General features: G+C 38.1%; 9 protein-coding genes. 4 read left to right on the top strand and 5 right to left on the bottom strand.

Annotation, left to right across the window (positions count from 1 at the left end):
• Together QM524_RS05180 and QM524_RS05175 are read left to right on the top strand one after the other, a co-directional pair.
• Positions 1-447 (top strand): hypothetical protein, encoded by a 447-nt coding sequence (locus tag QM524_RS05180; protein ID WP_283343768.1) that lies wholly within the window; start codon positions 1-3, stop codon positions 445-447.
• Positions 448-544: 97 nt separating this feature from the next.
• Positions 545-1852 carry a TlpA family protein disulfide reductase gene (locus QM524_RS05175; protein ID WP_283343767.1) on the top strand — a complete coding sequence of 436 codons (1308 nt, stop codon included), beginning with the start codon at positions 545-547 and terminating at the stop codon, positions 1850-1852.
• A gap of 258 nt (positions 1853-2110) precedes the next feature.
• Here the strand turns inward: QM524_RS05175 and QM524_RS05170 are convergent, their stop codons facing one another.
• Together QM524_RS05170 and QM524_RS05165 are read right to left on the bottom strand one after the other, a co-directional pair.
• Positions 2111-4906: a kinetochore Spc7 family protein gene (locus tag QM524_RS05170; RefSeq protein ID WP_283343766.1), complete on the bottom strand. Its 2796-nt coding sequence runs from the start codon at positions 4904-4906 to the stop codon at positions 2111-2113.
• A gap of 179 nt (positions 4907-5085) precedes the next feature.
• Positions 5086-5421 (bottom strand): DoxX family protein, encoded by a 336-nt coding sequence (locus QM524_RS05165; RefSeq protein ID WP_283343765.1) that lies wholly within the window; start codon positions 5419-5421, stop codon positions 5086-5088.
• 319 nt (positions 5422-5740) lie between these two features.
• On the opposite strand from QM524_RS05165, the gene ubiE reads away from it, so the two are divergent.
• Positions 5741-6463, top strand: coding sequence for a bifunctional demethylmenaquinone methyltransferase/2-methoxy-6-polyprenyl-1,4-benzoquinol methylase UbiE (ubiE, locus tag QM524_RS05160; RefSeq protein WP_095161934.1), 723 nt, complete (start codon positions 5741-5743; stop codon positions 6461-6463).
• Positions 6412-7164 (top strand): type IX secretion/gliding motility protein PorT/SprT, encoded by a 753-nt coding sequence (gene porT, locus QM524_RS05155; protein WP_283343764.1) that lies wholly within the window; start codon positions 6412-6414, stop codon positions 7162-7164. The genes ubiE and porT overlap by 52 nt, the downstream gene beginning before the upstream one ends.
• Before the next feature lie 352 nt (positions 7165-7516).
• Here the strand turns inward: porT and QM524_RS05150 are convergent, their stop codons facing one another.
• The 3 genes from QM524_RS05150 to QM524_RS05140 form a co-directional block, all read right to left on the bottom strand.
• Entirely contained in the window at positions 7517-10819 is a 3303-nt protein-coding gene (locus QM524_RS05150) for a VCBS repeat-containing protein (protein WP_283343763.1), read from the bottom strand.
• A gap of 239 nt (positions 10820-11058) precedes the next feature.
• Positions 11059-14376: a VCBS repeat-containing protein gene (locus tag QM524_RS05145; RefSeq protein ID WP_283343762.1), complete on the bottom strand. Its 3318-nt coding sequence runs from the start codon at positions 14374-14376 to the stop codon at positions 11059-11061.
• Positions 14377-14450: 74 nt separating this feature from the next.
• Positions 14451-17765 carry a VCBS repeat-containing protein gene (locus tag QM524_RS05140; RefSeq protein ID WP_283343761.1) on the bottom strand — a complete coding sequence of 1105 codons (3315 nt, stop codon included), beginning with the start codon at positions 17763-17765 and terminating at the stop codon, positions 14451-14453.
• Positions 17766-17792 lie beyond the last annotated feature (27 nt).

Here is a 17792-nt window from a genome sequence, read left to right as displayed (position 1 = left end):
ATGAAACTCATTCTCATCAATCTCCTTCTTATTGGTACAATGGCATATACAAGTCATGCGCAAAAGCAAGAGACAATCAGGGTATTTGATATTGAATCTTTTATGAGTTCTTACCGAGAAATTAGATCTGATACGATGGTATATATGGCAACACAACATCCTGCAACTTCCCCCGAAGGAAATATGGTGCTGAATCGTTTTGTAAAACAATATATACAAAAACACTTTAAAAGCTCTATTCAAGATAAGGTCATGGTTTTGTGTTCAATCATTATCGAAAAAAATGGTTGCATCTCTGGAGTTCATATTCTACCTACCAACAATACCGATAAAGGTCTAGAAGGGCATGTAAAAGAAGCGTTATTTGCCTCCGCACCGTGGTTTCCTGCTTTACAAGACGGTAAACGATTGAGATATAAAACATACTTTTCGGTTCAGTTTCCTTAGTTCGGCTTTTAAGGCATTTTCACTGAGAGGTATGTATTATTTTAAAATGATAAAACAGCAATTTTTAATTTTCTCACCATAACAACCAAATTTTACCGTGAAATACACACTATCTCTATTCGTACTTTTACTCTTTTTTGCCTTTGCAGGATCTGCACAAAATGACAGTTCTACCGACACTGTCGAAATCATTAGTAAGCTTAAACCAGGCGAAAAAGCCTATCTGTATTACTACAATCAATTTCAAGAATTCCCGACGCCAATTGAATTTAATCAAACTAAAAAAATCAAAGTCGCTTTTAGGGATTTGCTAATTCTTAAGGATACTGAGAAACAAATGACGTTTCCCATTACCAATTCGGAGAAACTGTATGTTATCAAGGATGCTGAAAAAATCACAAGATTGGTATCTGACGATAAAAACCGCACTAACGAATTGGCTTTTTTAGTACCTATTATTGCCAGTAATCAAGATTTTTTTGCTTTTGGCAAATCGCTAGACTACCGCTCTATTTGGCAAAAAATTGATGCTGCAAATACCAAAAATGTCGTAGCACCAAGCTATATAGAAATACTAAAAAATCATGTCTACAGCAATTATCTGGCAATGATTGCCTCAAACTACTTATATCCTGAAGGGAAAAACACGTCGGGCTCGGCGTGGGCACTACTCGAAAAAGAAAAAGCCGCCTATCAAAATGAAAACTTTCTGAAGGATGCTCAATTTCGTACGGCATTGATCAATTATGAAAAAGCCTTGCTAAAAAAGGCGATGGTATCAACTACCGATTTTGGTGGTATCGAACAATCTATTTCAAGTAATTTTAGAGGAAAAATCAAAGATTTTTTGCTGTTCGCATTTCTTTGTCATCCTCAAAAACAAGATGCTAAGTTTGATACTGCACTCCAAAATTATCTCAATACTTCGCAAAACAAAGAATATGTCGAGTATCTCAAAGAGAAATATCTAAGTGGTCCAAAAGTCAAAAATGGAAATCTACTATCTGAAAAAAATGAGAGTATTTCTATGGATGAAATCTTAAAACAACACAAAGGAAAAGTCATTTACCTTGACTTTTGGGCAAGTTGGTGTGCACCGTGTAGACAAGAGATTCCTGATTCTAAAAAGCTTATTGCCTCCTATCAAGCCAAAGGATTGCAAGTAATTACCATCTCGATGGATGAAAACAAAGTAGCTTGGCAAAAGGCTTTAAAAGCAGAAGATCTTTCTCTTTCAGCTAATTATCTTTTGTCCAAAGATTTCGGCTCGGAGCTTGCCAAAAAATATAAGATTAAATCCATTCCTCGCTATATGATTATTGACAAAAATGGCAAATTTATCAACACCAACGCTCCTCGCCCATCCGACCCCAAACTTAAGGAGTTGTTAAAAGAGCTTTTGTAAAGGAGACACTTGAGAAAGTGAGCAAAATTAGATTTGAGTTTTTTAGGCAATAGGCACAAGGCAAGGAGTTCAAAAATATTTATAATAACCAAAGACATACTTTTTTTCAAAGCCCTAAACTGAAAGCCGATACCTCAAAATGGTTTCCTCTTAGCAGGCGACTTAAGTCGCCCGCTAAGAGGAATGACATATCGCTAGAAGTAAAGCATTGCGTCTCTACTTGTAAATAATAACCACTCATTCAAAAACATTCACACCCTATCTCATTCTTTTTTCAAAAAGATGAAAAACTGGTATATCTACACTCAACGTCATGCCATAACGCAACATGCTTACTTCTGAAACGGTATTAGTCAAACCGCCTGAGGAACTGGTTACGTTGACATCTCTTAATTGTGGTGTAATTTGTGCTCCTACTTTCAAGGCAATTGGCGCATTTTTGACACCCCAAACCAAATAACAACCAGGCGCAAAGATTTGAGAAAACTTGATTTTCGGAAAACCATTAATCTCATCTCCTTGCGACCAACGATAACTAAATGCCGCCCCAATATCTACAATTGGCACAAATAAACTCAGCGAATGTCCTCCTCGACTATCTCTTTCGTAACCGCCCAATACTTTACGTTTTTTGCCCCAACTAAAAGCCACACCAATCGGAGCGGTAATACCTGTCGCAAAGGCACTTTGCGATACGCCTCTACTTGAGGCAATGGGTTGCTCAACGCCTGCATATAACCCTGGGTAAGCATTGATATCGAGACTAAAAGCATTTTTGCGTTTGAGACTATACGAGCCAACGGGAGCTGCATATTTATCAATAATCTCTTGCAAATCCGTGGTCGAATCAGAGGTAATTACATCAGTCATAAAATTAGCATAAAACGTAATTTGGTCAAATTTTGCTTTAAGACGTTCCTTCTGTTTTTCCTGAACCTTGGTATTATTTTGAGCCATCAATTCATCAATATTTTTTACTTCTGATAAGCTTTTCTGAATACTTTCAAAAGTCCTTTTCTGACTTGTCAAATCTTCTACTTGCTTTTGTAGCAACTCCAATTGTGTTTTGGTTTCTTGTAGTTTTTTGATGGTCAAAATTCTCAAAGAATCTTTGTCCATGTTGTCTTTTAGTTGCTTTAAGAGCACATTCGCTTCTTTTTCTTTTGTTGCGATCAAGCCTTTATTTACCACCAAATCTTTTTCTACCTGAGTAATATGTGTTTTTTGTAAAATCGCCAAACCATTATTCAAAAGCCCCAAACGCACATCTTTGGGACTAACCTCTGTCCAAATAGGCTTCATCGCTGCAATAGTATGCAATAAGCCTGAACCGTAACTTTTGGTGTAAAATGCCTTAATTGCTTCGATGGCATCGGTGGCGATGGGTTTCCATTTTTGATTGTAAGCACTTTTGTAAAAACTTGTATCTGGCTCACCACTTTTTAGTAAATACTTGATTTGAAAACCTACATTCACCATGTCAAAAATCGATTGGGTGTAGTGTAAAAATGGCTTCACATCTCGCAAAGGCAGATTATCCGAAGTAGAATTATACAAAATTTGCTTTTGAATATCATCTAGCATGAGTAAAAACTGGCTAACTGTCTGATTAAAATATTCCAAACGATTATTGGACTCACCGAGCCAATTCCCAAGGCTTTGTCCATCCGCACCTATTTTCAAATTATTGAAAAGCAAGGTGTCTTTTTGGTACAACAAGCCCAAAAAATAGCGACCAACCAAAGGATCCGAAAACTGCTTCAGTGCCTCCGAAGGACGAATCCACATCTTATTGGCAGGGTCGTTAGTCAAATCAATAAGGTTGTCTGACAACAAAGCCAACAAACGTATCGTGCGACTCACTTCCGAAGTTCGAATGTCGGCATCGGTGGCATAACGTGTTTTCAGAAAATCTAAAAGCGTTGCTGGATTGGTACCTTTTTCCAATAAATCAAAAGAATGATAAGTCATCAAGAAGATTTTGAAACTATCTTCTTTCAACATTTCTGGATGATATTGTTGAATATAACTTTCAAAATTCTGTGGAATTTTGGTTACATCCGAATGAAAAGCCGCCAACCAAGTATTTCCAAGAGAAGGCAAACGATAGATATTTTCATCGTTTTGTAACATCAAGTAAGTAGCAGGAAAGAAAGCCCTCAGCTCAGGAATCGTATCGAGACGATTTCGGAGTTTATCAAAAAAAGCTAAAGTCAATTCTTGTTTAGTACGTTTTACCAACCATCTGGCGGTGGCGTCCACCATGCGAGTAGTCATGTCGAGCGACAAGCCCGAACCAGAGGTTGAAGTACTTTGCAACTGAGGTTTACGCGTATTGTTAAGGGCATCTGTAGTCACAAAAGATTGCGTTTCGAGAATCTCTTTTTCTTTTTTCTTGATAAGATTTTTGTTAATAACCGAATCCATAATCGCTATGCGAGCGCCCGCCATTTCGCTTAAGGTCGAATCCAAATCAGACGCTATTTCACCCACCTTAAACTGAGTTATTTGAATCGACTCTTGATATTTTTGTCGGACAGAATCAGGCATTGGCTCAAACTTTACATACAAATTACGGCTCGAAATAGGCAAACGTTCAGAACCCGCAAAGTTGGTCGTTTTATATACCACATTGACTTTATAGCGTGTATTGAGCGAATCAATACGTAGTTTGAGTTTGCTCATAAGCGTATCTATTGCCTTAGCTGTTACACGAGCTTTGTCGTTAATCACCGCTTGCGCGCCATCAAATTCATGAAACAATTTAAAGGCATTAGGCAACTGATTAATCGTATTCAGCTCATTATTGACTTTAGAAAAAGGCTTTTTTACAAAACTTTTAATCGCCTCATAATCTTTAGCATTCATGACTCTCTTGGTATCCAAATAGCCAAAGAAAGTCCGCTTGGCACCACCTCGGCTTGCATTTGGATAAATTTTGTCCAAAGAATCCTTGTACACACGCAAGGTGAGCGCATCATAATAAGCATTTTGAGAAAATGAGGAAAAGCCCCAAAACAAGCATATTCCCACTAATAGTAAACGTGTTTTCATAGATTATTTTATGAGTTAGAAAGAGTGGATGGTGGTCAGATGTTGGCTATCGGCGGTCAGCTGTCGGCTATCGGCTATTGGAAGTATACCCTTTCAATAGCCGATAGTCACTAACTACTGAAAGCCGAAAACCAATAGCCACAAACCGCCGATAGCTGAAAGCCGACAGCCGACAGCCATCACACATAGCTATGTGCCCATGCCATGAGGGCAAATTGAAGTGGCAAACGAGCATACAAAATCCATTTAGGAAATTGTTTAAATTTATCGGAAGTCGCCATGTAAATATTGGCTGGAAAAACCGCCACAAAAAGTACGATTAATCCCCACGCAGCCCACGAACGAGTATTGTCAAATAAGAGTCCTGTCCCAAAAATAACTTCAGCAACACCACTCAATGCCACCATTAATTGATGAGCAGGAATATATGGCGGCATGATTGCTAGAAAAAACTTGGGCTTCACAAAGTGCAAAATACCAGCCAATATCATTAGTAAACTCAATAAGTACATCATAGCTACGGATTTGAAAGGTTAGGAATATTTGGGATAAGAGATTTTTGATTGTGGATTTGGAATTCTGGTAGGTTTTTAAGTTAAAACCATTAGATATTTACGAATCTGAAACCCGAAATCTAAAATCCCAAATCCTTCTGATAGCTCCACACTCCAGATACACTAAGGTAGGGATAATTTAGGTATCCTAAAACATTCTTATTTTACAGGCTGTTATCTCAAATAGGAAGTGTAACTTTGTGGTCTGTTTTGGATTCTACAAATTACAGAAGAGCGGTTAGACTTCCAAGGCATTTTTTTCATCAAAATATTTTGTACAATGACAGTACTTCCATACAAAGAGCAAGAGGCTAGCAAAAAGGAGCAAGTAGCTCAAATGTTTAATAATATTTCACATAAATACGACTTTTTGAATCACCTTTTGAGCGGTGGTATTGATATTTTATGGCGTAAAAAAGCCATCAAACTATTGAAAGCTGCCCAGCCAAAAAATATTTTGGATATTGCTACAGGAACGGGTGATTTTGCTATTGAGGCATTGGCTCTAAAGCCTGAAAAAATTGTCGGAGTGGATATTTCGGAAGGAATGTTGAATGTGGGAAAAGAGAAAATCAAGAAATTAGGTGTTGATAATATCATCGAAATGCAATTGGGCGATTCGGAAAGATTACTTTTCGAAGACAATACTTTTGATGCTGTCATCGTTAGTTTTGGCGTAAGAAACTTCGAAAATTTGGAGAAAGGGCTTACCGATATGTGTCGTGTAATGAAGCCAGGAGGTACATGTATTGTTTTGGAGTTTTCAAAGCCAAAATCATTCCCTTTCAAACAGATTTATAATTTCTATTTCAAATACATTTTGCCTACTATTGGTAATATGGTTTCAAAAGATTCATCGGCTTATACATATCTTCCAGAGTCTGTACAAGCATTTCCTGATGGTGAAGACTTTTTGAAGGTATATCACAAAGCAGGTTTTACTCAGACGCAATGCTTACCACTTACGTTCGGAATAAGTACGATTTACATTGGCAAAAAATAATTTTTGCTGCTGTTACAGGCATATTGGTGCTAGGGTTTTCGCAAAAATCTCAGGCTCAACGCTACAAATACAAAAGAATTTATGACGAGTTTTATGATGAAAAACTTGTGCATTTTGGGTTTCTTTTTGGTTTTGGAGATGCTCGATTCAACTTGTATCATGGACCTCAAGTAGCGTCTACCTCTGATACATCAAGGTCGATTGTTTCGCCAGGCAATTTTGCCTTCCTTGTTGGAGGTATTGCCAATTTTACGCTAAGCAAGCACTTTGATCTCAAAACGGGCATTAATATTGCGCTTTATGGTCGTGAAATTGATTATCGTTTCAACAACTCTCCCAATTATCCACCCGAATTGCGAGAGTCAACGTGGCTTGAAATACCTGTGCTATTAAAGCTAAAATCTCAAAGACGAGGTAATTCGAGGATGTTTGTCGATGCAGGATTTAAGCTTGGTCTTGAAGCAAATGTTCGTAAAAATGCGGCAACAACTACTCGATTGAATACCAAAACTGGAGATTTTTCAATTGAATATGGTATTGGATTTGAACAGTTTTTCAAATACTTCAAATTCACCCCAGAACTACGATTCTCACATGGCTTAGTCAATATGTACGTAGCACCGACTAATCCATTTTCATATTCTAACGCTATACAAAAACTGAACTCTCACTCAGTTACTTTGTATTTGATGTTTGAGTAAAGGTTACTTGTTAATAGTTATTCGTTATTGGATAATTCATCAAAAAAGCGGTTGAAAAGCACTTTTCGACCGCTTTTTTGATGCTACCATGTGTCTATTTCGGATATCGGATGTTGGATTTCAGAAGTATAACCTTCTATATTTTGTAAAAAACATAGGTATTTTACTTTATTTCCGAAATCAGAAATCCCAAATCTGCAATAGTCTGAAATCCTTCGGTTTATTAGGAAAATTGGAAGGAACGTTTCAAGCATTTACCTCAGCTCTGTAGGAGCTTTTTTAAGCAATACGCTAAATCTAAAAAGCAACCTATTTTAGCTCAAAAGTCATCATTCAAAACTCACAACTCATACTACTTCACTATATCCCAAACCTCTGCTATATCATTATTTTTGGCGATGAGTAGGGCTTTTTTGCCATTGGCTTTTTTGAGAATTCTTGTTTTGCGCACTTGTCCTTTTACTAAAAACCCTGTTTCTAAAGAGGTCATTTTTCTAAAATTACCTTTCCCATCATTTTGAAGAATTACGCCGTAGTTGGCATCAAATCTGCCGATTTCTGGTAAAACATCAAAGAAGTTGCCATTCATGATAATTTCCAAGACGCCATCTTTATTCAGGTCAATACACTGAATACTGGTTATAGGCGAGGTTTGCGCCATCATAGGAAATGGCGTAAACTTAAATTGTCCTTTACCCAAATTCCATAAAACACCAGACTCGCTATTATCCACCTTTTGCACCGAGGCAGATTCCAATTGACTATCTTCAAAAAGATCTCCCATTTGTGCTGAAGCATAATCCGAGAACTTCAAAAACTTTTGTTTTATTTCTGGTAACTGCTTTTGCAAATCGGCTTTCAAAACCATTGGCCAAGGCTTTCCTTGTCGATAGCAGGTCATGATTTGCTCATAAGAACCATTTTTATCAAAATCATTTACATATAATTCTGCTGGCTCGGTGGCAGATACTTTGAAGTGATGGTTATTGCCTAAATTACCCAACACAAAATCTAAATCGCCATCATTATCCAAATCTGCAGCTTGGATGGCATTCCACCAACCGTTCAATGCTTGATTTCCGAGATCTGTTTTTGTAAAGTTTTTCCCTTTATTATTTTGTAAAATAACCACAGGCATCCAGTCGCCCACAGCAATAATTTCGGGGTAACGGTCGCCATTCAAATCTTGAATAGTCACATCGGTAATCATTCCCAAGGCTTGACTATTTCCGAGAAGCTGGCTTGAAACATCTTTGAAACTTCCTTTACCATCATTTTGAAGGATAAAACTATTTGGATTCTGTCCATAGCGTGCGGGGGTCATACGAGTGCCCACAAACAAATCCAAATCGCCATCTAGGTCATAATCTAAGGCTTTGACACAAGCACCACTCGTGCGATTAGTAGGTAGCGCTGGACTATAGGTAAAGTTTCCTTTGCCATCATTCAAGAAAAGACAATCCGCCAATTGTGGGTCATTGGGTAAAAATTCGTTACTTCCTGTTACCCAATATAAGTCCAAATCTTTATCACCATCGGCATCAAAAAATAGGGCATCTACCACCTCAAAACCCTTATATGGTTCAAAAGAAGGCATATTTTTCAAGGATAACTGTCCAGAAGCTGTTTGAAGATATATTTGTTTGGGTTGTGTAGCCGAGCCTCCAATAAACACATCTTCGATACCATCGCCATTGATGTCGCCTACCGCCAAAGCTGGTCCTTGGGTAGAATATTTTTGTTTGAGCAAACCATCTCGGTTATAATCTACAAAGTCATTTTCGACATGGGTATATTTCCAACCTGACTGTTCGGTATGGTTAACTAACAATGGTTTAGGATTAATTGGCGCTTTATACACAAATTTCTCTGGGGCTTGGGCGTGGTCTAGCGTAAGGGTTTGATTCGCTTTGACGTTTCGCAAGGTCTGTTTGGCATCATCGCTCCATACAATTACCAAGGAATCAATTTTTGTGCTTTTTCCTAAACCAAAATTTAAAGACAAATCCATCGACGACTGAAAGCCTCGATTTGGTAGTTGTTGTAAAACCTGTTGTTCTCCCTTTTGAAAAATTGAAACCTTTGCTCCTACTCCAAAAGCATTTTTCTCATATCCTTTCAAACGAACTTTCAGATAATTAGCTTGAAGTTTTTCGTTTGTTTTATTTTTATAAATCGAAACAGGAGAGTCATTGTTATTTACCACTAAATCCAAATCACCATCGTTGTCTAAATCAGCATAAGCAGCGCCATTCGAAAACCCTGGTCCTTCAAGTCCAAAATCTTCTGCGTGGTTTTCGAATTTAAGACTCCCCAAATTCTTGAAAGCATAATTGGGGACTGGCGTAGAGGTCATTTTATCGACAAACTCATGATAATCAAATTTCTTACCATTCAACATTTGTTGCATGGTATTTTCGTCGCCCAAGAAGGCAATATAATCTTGGTCGGTGAGGTCTTTCATGATACCAGTTGCCACAAAAAAGTCTTTTAAACCATCGTTATCCATATCAAACATCAAACCACCCCAACTCCAGTCGGTGGCGTGCAATCCCAATTGCTGACCCATTTCCGAAAAAGTCCCATCGCCATTGTTGATATGCACCATATTGCGCATATATTGGTAATAGTAGTCCTGCTTGAGCTTGAATTGGAAGAAATCATAACTCTCATACGTGGCAGTACGCTTGACACGCTCCTCACTTTCGGGGAACATTTCGGTTACGATAATATCCTGCCAACCGTCGTTATTCAAATCGGCAATATCGGATCCCATTGAGGATAAAGGTGTATGACCTATTTGTTCTTCAATAGATTCTTTGAAAGTACCATTTCGCTGATTGATATAGAGGTAATCTCTTTCATAAAAATCATTAGAAACATAAATATCAGGCCAGTTGTCGTTGTTAACGTCACCGATGGTTACTCCCAATCCAAAACCAATCAAACTACCATAAATACCTACCTGTTCGCTGACATCCACAAAATGGTTATTATCATTACGATAGAGTTTATCGCCTCCTAACGCATCTCTTTTTGCTCTGAGATTGGCATATCCCAGCCTATCCATTGGCGTGAAGCTGTTGTTGAGACAATACATATCGAGGTCGCCATCGCGGTCATAATCAAAAAATGCGGCATGAGTCGTAAAACCACCATTGGTCAAGCCATACTCTTGAGCTTGTTCTTTGAAAGACGGCATTCCAGCTTTTATTCCTTGATTTATGTAGAGCTGATTCCCACGGTTATCTTTATTTCCTGAATTACAAACATAAATATCCAGCAAACCATCGCCATTGACATCTGCCATGGTTACGCCTGTACTCCAAAACTTTTTCCCAGAAATCCCTGCTTTTTCGGTAATATCCTCAAACTGTAAATTGCCTTTGTTGAGATACAAACGGTTTTGTTCAAAATTAGAAGTCAAAAAAAGGTCAGGCAAACCATCGTTATTGAGGTCGCCAAGGGCTACACCGCCGCCATTATAAAAATTGCGGTAGTTAAAAATGTTAAAATCTGGTCGATCGAGGATATGATTGGTAAAATCTACACCAGTGTGGCTAGCAGATAGCTCTTCAAAAAGCGTATCCTTGGGCGATGTAGAACAACTCCAGAAACATAATATTGATACTAGTAATCCAACTATTTTTTTCATATAAACAGAATGCTATGAGCCAAAGCTTTAGGCATTTTCAAGGTCATTTTTTGTATGGGTATATTGGGTTAAAAAGAGACAAACGCATTAGGCTACTCCGATTTTCACTTTGTGCATCTGCACCTTTGCCCCTGTTCCCTCTATCTACAACTTTTCCTTACAAAAATACAAACCTCACCACGCTTTTACGCATAGTGAGGTTTGTATTTTAGCATTTATTCGACCATTTGGAAAAAGTATTAGACTTGCGACAATACCACCAGTGTATCATTGTTTCTTACGACCAAAATATAGGTCTTTCCTTGTATTTTGATTGCTTTCAATCGTTTGACTTGTCCTTTGATAGAAATACCTAAAGGCTTCACCTCAAAATCTCCTTTTCCTTTGTTGACCAACAAGGTTCCATAATCGGCATCGTAGCGTCCCATTTGAACATTACAATCATAAAAATTACCCATAAGGAGAAAATCAGGCAGATTATCGCTATTGGCATTGATGGCTTGTGCTGCAAAGTATGGGGCAAATTGCGCCTGATATGGCAAGGCTTTGATACTAAAGTTTCCTTTTCCATCATTCAGAAGCACAGCATTTGAAAAATAGTTGGCTTCTAAGGTTTTGGCTGCTTCTAGTTCAGTGCTTCCTACCAAGTCTTTGATTTCGGCTTTAGCAAAATCCTTGGCTAACAAAAATTTCTTTTTCATAAAAGGAAACTGCTTTTGCGTCTCAGTCTTATTGGCAAATAGAATTTCTTGTCCACCTAAATAATAGGTCAATAAGCCATCGGTTGAGCCATTTTTATCAAAATCATTCACATACAAACGCACAGGTTGCTCAGGAGAGGCTTTTAATCGACTATTTAAGCCTAAGTTCCCTGCCACAATATCCAAATCACCGTCAGCATCAATGTCAGTAGTGTAGGTAAAATTCCACCAACCTCTTTCTTGAGTTAGCATTTTTTTCACCAACTTTCCTTTTTGATTTTCGAATAAACAAAGTCCATCCCATTCCAAAGACAACAGTAAATCCATGTCGCCATCTTTATCTAAATCTACACTTTCAGCATTTTTGACCAAACCTACTTCGGATAATTCTGGAGCTGTTTTGGCTGTAATATCCACAAATTGTTTTCCATTGTATTTGAACAAATACGAATGAGGAATTTTACCATAAGCAAAAGGAACCGAGCGCCCACCCACAAAAACTTCTGGACGACCATCGCCATCTATATCTTGTGCTTTGATACAAGCTTCGGTCATTGCAACTGCTGGAAAAGCACCTCCTAGAGCTTTTAAAAGGCCTTTCCCATCATTGAGATACAAACGAGGCTGGATATATTCGGAGCCGACAGCATATTGATTTCCACCTTCTGCCACTAGCAAATCTACATGTGAATCGCCATTGATGTCTACCCATTGCGCATCTACCTCCTCATAATTCAGATCTTTTTGCAAATCGGGTTGAGCGATTTCTTTAAACTTCCCATTACTTTGCTGAAGATACACTTTTGCCAAACTAGTTTGCGATGAACCAATAAAGAAATCTTCCAAACCATCATGATTGATGTCAGCAACCGCTAGCGCTGGTCCTTCCGAGGACATTTTATGAGGAATTAACGCTTCTCTTTCGAACTCATGGAAAAGATTTTCTTCATGTTTTACTGTTACTCCGAGAATTTCTGAAACGTCTTTGAAATATGTTTTCGGACGATATTTATTTTTGAAACCTTCAAAATCAAATACAGGAAGATTAGCCTTGTAAGAAATCGTTAACGAATCTTTTAAGTCCTCTTTTCTAATTTTCTGAAAAGTTCGGTCTGGCCAAATCAAATACGCAGAATCCACCTCGGCACGATTGCCTAATCCCATCACCATCGGAATCTCCATACTCGCTTGGAATGCTCTTACAGGGAATTTTTCAAAATAAAGGGTTTCATTTTTCTTAAAAATCAACACCTTCGCTCCTATTGCATTAAGATTTTGGGCTTTGCCTTTTAAATACAATCTTGTATGTCCTTGCTCTGGTACGTAAGCATCTGCTAAGTTTTTGTAGACATAAGCTTTTTCATTGATATTATTGGTCACAATATCCAAATCGCCATCATTGTCCAAATCGGCATAAATAGCGCCATTGGAATAGGAATTTTGATTATTGGCGATTTGCGAAGCGATTTCCTCAAAGGCTAAATTAGGATTATTCTTAAAGAACTGATTCGGAATTTTGATTTCAGGAAGTTTTCCATCCAAAGAAATATCTTTTTCATCCATTTGCTTTTGGTCGAGCTTATTTTGTACTTCTTCCGAAGAAATAAAATTGATATAATCCATATCATTTACTCGTTTCGGGATACCGTTGGATACAAATAAATCTTTTCGACCGTCATTATCAAAATCAAAAATCAATGGCGACCACGACCAGTCTGTGGCAAACATATTGGCATATAAACCTATTTCGCTAAAAGTATTATCGCCGCGGTTGAGCTGTAAGTTATTGCGTGAAAACTGATACCCATAACCTGCTTGAATTTTGTAGAAAAAGGTAGAATAGGAATCTTCTCCTTCCGATCGTTTGAGGATTTCACGGTCATAAGGAAGCATATCCATTGACACAATATCATCCAAAAAATCATTGTTCAAATCAGCGACATCGACTCCCATCGAAAACTGGCTGGTATGACCAATTTGACTTGTAAGTTGATCAGCAAAACTTCCATTTTTTTGATTGATGTACAAATAATCATTTTCATGGAAATCATTGCCAATATACATATCTGGGTATCCATCAAAATTGAAATCGCCCAAACCAATACCTAATCCATAGCCCAAAGCATCGGCAGCAATACCTGCCTGCTGCGTTATTTCTTCAAATTTGCCATTATTATTTACGTAAAATCTATCGCCAGCCAAAGGGTGAATAGTTCCTTTAAAATTATCTCTTGAACCGAAAGTTCCGTTTTGATGCACCGAGTGATTGAGCTGGAACATATCCAAATCACCGTCTAAATCATAATCAAAAAAGGCAGCTTGTGTACCAAATCCAATCAAATCAAGTCCATATTTTTGAGATTGCTCCTCATACACAGGTACGCCATCAGCGCCTATTTTCTGGCAAACAAATAATAAATTATGCCCTTTTAACACCTCAAAATCACCAACTTGATTGACATAAATATCCAATAAGCCATCTTGATTTATATCGACAATCGATACGCCGTTTGACCAACCTTTTCCTCCTTTGAAGTTTGATTTTTCTGTAACATTTTCAAACTTCATATTACCCTTGTTCAAAAAGATTTTGTTGTCGCTCATGTTGGCAGTAAAGACCAAATCTACCCAACCATCATTGTTTAAATCTCCTGCGCCAATACCTCCACCATTGTAGAAATACATATAACGAAAAATATTAAAATCTTTGGTTGGATTGAGGTCGTTCGAAAAATCAATACCTGTAGTTTCGCCATCTAACAACTCAAAGGCAGGAGGTGTTTTCTTCTGACAGCTTTGTGTAAAAAGAAGGAATAGGGCAACAGGGAGGTATATAAGAAATGAAAATCTTTTCATCGAATCAGCTTGAATGATGTGTATATCGAAAAATTCCCCTTATGAAGGATTTACCAACATAAGGGGAAACAAAACTATTTTTTGAGCGCAAATAACCTTGGCACTTCGTTATTAATGAGTGCCAAATATTCGGTTTGGGTTTTTACTTTAACAGGCAAAATTTGCTTGATTTCACCATTCAGTACAAAACCACTTTCTTGATTGGTAAGTACTTCAAACTGTCCTTTCCCCTTATTAATCAATACATTTCCACGACTTGCATCAATCATCGCCAACTGCGGAATAAAGCCTGTGTAGTTGCCCCCAATAATCAAATCTGGTTTGCCGTCGTGGTTTACGTCAGCTTGTTCGATAGCATTGATACAGGATAATTGTGCCACTTCAGGTAGGGCTGCAACTGTAAATTTACCCTTACCGTCGTTGATCGCCACGATAGATTTGCAGTACCCCACCGTTTTGGTCAAACCTCCTTCTAACACATCCGACGGAAACAAATCTTGCAATGACTTTTTAGCATACTCAGCATGCTGAAGAATCTGCTTTTTCAAGGCTGGGAATTGCTCTGCCATTTCTCTTTTTAGGAAAACAGGAGAATCCTTTTCATTAATCGTCTTGGTCAAGATTTTATCGATACTTCCATTTTTGTCAAAATCTTTTACCCATATCTTCAGTGGCGCATCCAACTGGGTATGTAGCGTAAAGTTTTCGCCCATATTGCCCAATACCATGTCGTTATCTCCATCGCCGTCAACATCCAATACCTTGATTGCTCCCCAGAAACCTGTATATTCTTCCAGTCCATTATCTGCTTTTTCGAATTTGGCGCCTTTAGCCAACAAAGTAACAGGTGCCATCCAGTCGCCCACGATGACCAAATCCTTCGTACCATCTTTGTTAACATCCGACAAAGAGGCATCACGCACCATACCGAGCTCTTTTAACTGTGGCGCAACACTAGCCGTCACATCTTTGAAAGCTCCTTTTCCATCATTTTGGTAAATAAAGCTATTCGGATTCAAACCGTATTGCATCGGTACACTACGACTTCCCACAAACAAATCTATATCGCCATCCGCATCATAATCGAGTGGCAAAACCACTGAGGTGTTCAAGGTATTCATCGGAATAGCGCCTGACGAATACGTAAATTTGCCTTTACCGTCGTTTAGGTACAATCGATCCAACAAGTCGTTCGTACCTTCCGAAACCTCGTTACCTCCGCTACCTACGAACAAATCCAAATCGCCATCTTTATCAGCATCGAAAAATAGCACCGCAGTATCTTCAAAAAAGGCTGTTCTTTCAAATGATTCTTGTTTGGATAATTTGAACCCAGCGGCTGTTTGCAAATACAACATACCCGCTTGATCTTTGGCACCTGCAATATAAATATCCTCTAACCCATCGCCATTGACATCGCCAACAGCAGCCTTTGGCCCTTCTTTCGAAAGCATAGCAGGCAGGTTTTTTTCTTGGTAAAAATCCTCATAAGGATCTTCTTGGTGTTTTTCAAACGGCTGATTTACCCATTGAAAATATCCATCTACTAGCTTTGCCTTTGGATAAGACATTTTTTTACCATCCTTCATTTGGTACGAAACCAAGCCATCAATTTTAGGATTTTTGTAAATACTAATACGTTGGTCAGGCCAAGTAATTATGAGGGAATCTATTTTGGTATTTTTCCCTAAACCAAAATTCAAAACATACTCCGCACTCGACTGAAATCCACGAGAAGGAATCAGTGAACGAGTTTGTGTTTCTTTTCCTGTAAAAACATCTACTTTGGCTCCTACTGCATAGGTATTCTGACCTTCGCCTTGAAGTTTTACTTTTAAGAAATGAGGCTTTTCGGCCTGTTTGTCAGAATTGTTGCGATATACAAAACACTGAGCATTCACATTGTTTACCACCAAATCTTCATCTCCATCGTTATCCAAATCAGCATACATAGCGCCATTCGAGAACGACGGCGCATCAAAACCAAAATCCTTAGCCTTTTCTTCGAACTTCAATGATTTAGTATTATGGAAAAAGTTGTTAGGAATTGGCGTTGAAGGCATTTTTTCAATGATTTTATTAAAATCCTGTTTTACACCCGTCATACGCATATCCTGCACCAGTTCATTGGCAAAAAAGTCAATAAAATCTTGGTCGATTACGTCGTTGTAAATACCATTACAAACATAAATATCATTGTATCCGTCGTTATCAGCATCAAACATCAAAGCACCCCAACTCCAGTCACTCGCTGCTACGCCAGCATAATTACCGATTTCCGAAAAAGTACCATCTTGGTTATTTAACTGAAGGCTATTTTGCTGGAATTGGTTATAAAAACCACGTTCTTTTTTCAGTTTAAAAACATAATGATTGTCGAAAGAAGAAGTAGTCTTCAAACGATATTCATCTCGTGGAAGCATATCTGTTGTAATAATTTCCTGATAACCATCATTGTTAATATCCGCCATGTCTGCTCCCATTGAGGCAAGGCTGATATGCTTCATACGTTGCTCGATTTCTTCTTTGAAAGTCCCATCTTTTTGGTTGATATAGAGATAGTCTTTTTCGTAAAAGTCATTAGAAACGTAGATGTCTGGATAGTTATCGTTGTTGGCATCGCCAATGGTTACACCCAAGCCAAAACCAATCAATGAGCTGTAAATACCTGCATCTTTGGATACATCATGGAAAAAGCCGTTATCGTTGCGCATCAATTTGTCGCCTCCGCCTTTCAAGAAATCCTTCACTGGCCAATCTTCAGCACGTAATTCACGGTTGTTGGCATAGTTGAGCGTATTGACAGGGATAAAGCTGTTGTTGAGAATATAACAATCCAAATCGCCATCTAAATCATAATCAAAAAATGCCGCATGAGTAGTATAACCTCCTTCATCTAAGCCATATTTGGCAGCTGATTCGGTAAAAGTTGAGTTACCATTGTTGATAAAAAGAGCATTTTTTTGTTTTTGAGTAAACTTATTGATCCCTGCGTTGCAAACATAAATATCCAACAAACCATCGTGGTTAATATCGACCATGACCACACCTGTATTCCATTTACCAATCTCTTCGACGCCAGCTTTTTTAGAAATATCTTCAAATTTCCAGTCGCCTTTGTTAAGATATAATTTATTGGCGCCCATGTTGGAAGTCAAGAAAATATCGGGCAAACCGTCGTTATTAATATCACCAATGGCAACACCTCCGCCATTGTAGAAATTGCGGTAATTGAATATGTTGAAGTCTTTTGAGTTTTCGACTTTATTCACAAAATCAATCCCCGTATCCTTGCTATCCATAAGCTCAAACACGGTGTCGCTTTTACTCGAACATCCCAATCCAATTCCCATCAGGGCTATTAGCGACAATTTTTGTAATACTTTCATTCTTTTGTTTATATAAGGTTAGTTATG

The organism is Flectobacillus roseus, assembly GCF_030056595.1.
GTDB lineage: Bacteria > Bacteroidota > Bacteroidia > Cytophagales > Spirosomataceae > Flectobacillus > Flectobacillus roseus.
This window is presented reverse-complemented; position numbering and strand designations above follow the sequence as displayed.

Coding starts and splice junctions, on each gene's coding strand:
- QM524_RS05180 (WP_283343768.1), top strand. CDS start 1: ATGAAACTCATTCTCATCAATCTCCTTCTTATTGGTACAATGGCATAT.
- QM524_RS05165 (WP_283343765.1), bottom strand. CDS start 5,421: ATGATGTACTTATTGAGTTTACTAATGATATTGGCTGGTATTTTGCAC.
- ubiE (WP_095161934.1), top strand. CDS start 5,741: ATGACAGTACTTCCATACAAAGAGCAAGAGGCTAGCAAAAAGGAGCAA.
- QM524_RS05150 (WP_283343763.1), bottom strand. CDS start 10,819: ATGAAAAAAATAGTTGGATTACTAGTATCAATATTATGTTTCTGGAGT.
- QM524_RS05145 (WP_283343762.1), bottom strand. CDS start 14,376: ATGAAAAGATTTTCATTTCTTATATACCTCCCTGTTGCCCTATTCCTT.
- QM524_RS05140 (WP_283343761.1), bottom strand. CDS start 17,765: ATGAAAGTATTACAAAAATTGTCGCTAATAGCCCTGATGGGAATTGGA.
- QM524_RS05170 (WP_283343766.1), bottom strand. CDS start 4,906: ATGAAAACACGTTTACTATTAGTGGGAATATGCTTGTTTTGGGGCTTT.
- porT (WP_283343764.1), top strand. CDS start 6,412: ATGCTTACCACTTACGTTCGGAATAAGTACGATTTACATTGGCAAAAA.